General features: G+C 65.9%; 2 protein-coding genes. One reads left to right on the forward strand and one right to left on the reverse strand.

The window, feature by feature from the left end; genetic code table 11:
* Positions 1-142: 142 nt before the first annotated feature.
* Positions 143-1,249 (forward strand): TRAP transporter substrate-binding protein, encoded by a 1,107-nt coding sequence (locus EOA33_RS32115; protein ID WP_127407458.1) that lies wholly within the window; start codon positions 143-145, stop codon positions 1,247-1,249.
* Between the two features lie 261 nt (positions 1,250-1,510).
* Here EOA33_RS32115 and EOA33_RS32120 read toward each other — a convergent pair.
* Positions 1,511-2,489, reverse strand: a 979-nt coding sequence (locus EOA33_RS32120) for a zinc-dependent alcohol dehydrogenase family protein (RefSeq protein WP_127407459.1), incomplete at its 5' end; no start/stop codon positions are given.

The raw sequence follows: 2,489 nt of genomic DNA on the forward strand, positions 1-2,489 counted from the left end.
GCTTTCCCCGCCAATGCCGCCGTTAAGCGCGGCCGCCGCGCTGGACTCGACCTGTTGCCCGTGTATTGTTTCGTCCGGGCCGAGCCGGGATATCGAGGATGTTCCCGAATGCCGGCCTGTTGATCCAAAAGGGAGGAACTGCATGGATCGTCGTTCATTCATCCGCAAGGCCGGCGTAACCGGCGTTGGCGCCGCGGCGGCGGCCGCGACGCTTGCCGCTCCGGCAATCGCCCAGTCCAACCCGAAGGTGACGTGGCGGCTTGCGTCGTCCTTCCCGAAGTCGCTCGACACGATCTATGGCGGCGCCGAGGTGTTCTCAAAGATGCTGTCGGAAGCGACCGACGGCAATTTCCAGGTGCAGGTCTTCGCCGCCGGCGAGCTGGTGCCCGGCCTGCAGGCGGCTGACGCCACCGCCGCCGGCACCGTCGAGGCCTGCCACACGGTGGCATACTACTACTGGGGCAAGGACCCGACCTGGGCGCTGGGCGCGGCGGTGCCGTTCTCGCTCAACGCGCGCGGCATCAATGCCTGGCACTATCACGGCGGCGGCATCGACCTGTTCAACGAATTCCTCGCCACACAGGGGCTTTTCGGCCTGCCGGGCGGCAATACCGGCGTGCAGATGGGCGGCTGGTTCCGCAAGCAGATCAACACCGTCGCCGACCTCTCCGGCCTGAAGATGCGCATCGGCGGCTTTGCCGGCAAGGTCGTGGCCAAGCTCGGCGTGGTGCCGCAGCAGATCGCCGGCGGCGATATCTATCCGGCGCTGGAGAAAGGCACCATCGACGCCGCCGAATGGGTCGGTCCGTATGACGACGAGAAGCTCGGCTTCTACAAGGTCGCGCCCTATTACTACTATCCCGGCTGGTGGGAAGGCCCGACCGTCCACCTGATGTTCAATAAGGCCAAGTACGAAGAGCTGCCGGCAGCCTACAAATCGCTGGTGCGGACCGCCGCGCAGGCAACCGACGCCAACATGCTGCAGAAATACGACTATCTCAATCCGGCGGCGGTGAAGCGGCTGGTGGCCAGCGGCGCCAAGTTGCAACCGTTCAGCCAGGAGATCATGGCGGCCTGCTTCGAGAAGGCGAACGAGGTCTATGCCGAGATGGAAGCCTCGAACGCGCCGTTCAAGAAGATCTGGGAGTCGATCAAAGGTTTCCGCAAGGAGCACTATCTCTGGGCCCAGGTGGCCGAGTACAATTACGACACCTTCATGATGGTCCAGCAGCGCCAGGGCAAGCTGTAGGCTGGGATTAGCCCCTTCTCCCCGTCACTATACGGGGAGAAGGTCCCGGCAGGGGATGAGGGGCAGCGCCGGCTTCGGCGAACGAATCGCCTCGGGCTTAAGTGGCAGGCTGAAGACCCAATCTCGTGCCTTGTCTATCTGGGCATTGGCGCCGCCCCTCACCTGCCTGCCGGCAACCTCTCCCCGTCTAGGGACGGGGAGAGGGGCGCTGCGATCGACGGTTTCGCCAATTGCCAACGTTGCAAGCCGAAGGGCTGCGCTTCAGCCTCGGCCTGGCACCACCAGCACCTTGACCTCGCCGGGCGCGGGCGGGTTGGCGATCACCGCGGGCGCCTCTTCGAGCGTCACCTGTCTCGAGATCAGCCTGTCGACCTCGATCGCGCCGGTGGCGATGAGCTCGGCGGCGCGGCCATGAGTGTAGGGATTGAGGAAAGAGCCCAGGACCTTCAATTCCCGAAACAGCAAGTCGAAGGGCTCGAACGCCACCTGCATGCCTTGCGGCACCACGCCGACGATGACGACGGTGCCGCCGGCCTTCGCCAGCCGCATCGACTGTTCGACCGTATCGCGCACGCCGGCGCATTCGAACACCACGTCGACGCCGCCCGGCACCAGCCCGTCCGGTCCGGCAATTGCATCGATTACGTCGCCGGCGCCTGGATCGACTGAGGCCGTCGCGCCGAGCTCCTCGGCGAGCGCGCGGCGCGAGGCCTGGCGTGTCGACAGCACGACGGTCTTCGCCCCGGCAAGCCTTGCCAATTGCACGGTGAGCAGGCCGATGACGCCGCCACCCAGCACGACGACCGAGCCGCCCGGCTTGATCGCGGCGAGGTCGACGCCATGCAGGCAGCACGCCAACGGCTCGCAGAATGCGCCATGCGTCGGCTTGAGGCTCGGCGGCAGCCGGAAGGCCTGCTTCTGCGGCATCACGACATAGTCGGCGAAGCCGCCGTCGCGATGGATGCCGATGGCATTGAGATTGCGGCAAAGGTTGACCCGCCCGGCATGGCAATATGGGCATCGGCCGCAGGCGATGTTGGGGTCGCCGGTGACGCGGTCGCCGACGGAGAAGCCGGTCACCGACGACCCGATCGCCTCGATGATGCCCGAAAACTCATGCCCGGGCGTCACCGGCGGCTTGCAAGGAAACTCGCCATGGAAGAGATGGCGATCGGTGCCGCAGACGCCGCAGGCCTCGATCCGCACCAGCAGATCGTCCGCACCGGCCGACGGCTTGTCG

This window comes from Mesorhizobium sp. M4A.F.Ca.ET.050.02.1.1, assembly GCF_003997725.1.
Lineage (GTDB): Bacteria > Pseudomonadota > Alphaproteobacteria > Rhizobiales > Rhizobiaceae > Mesorhizobium.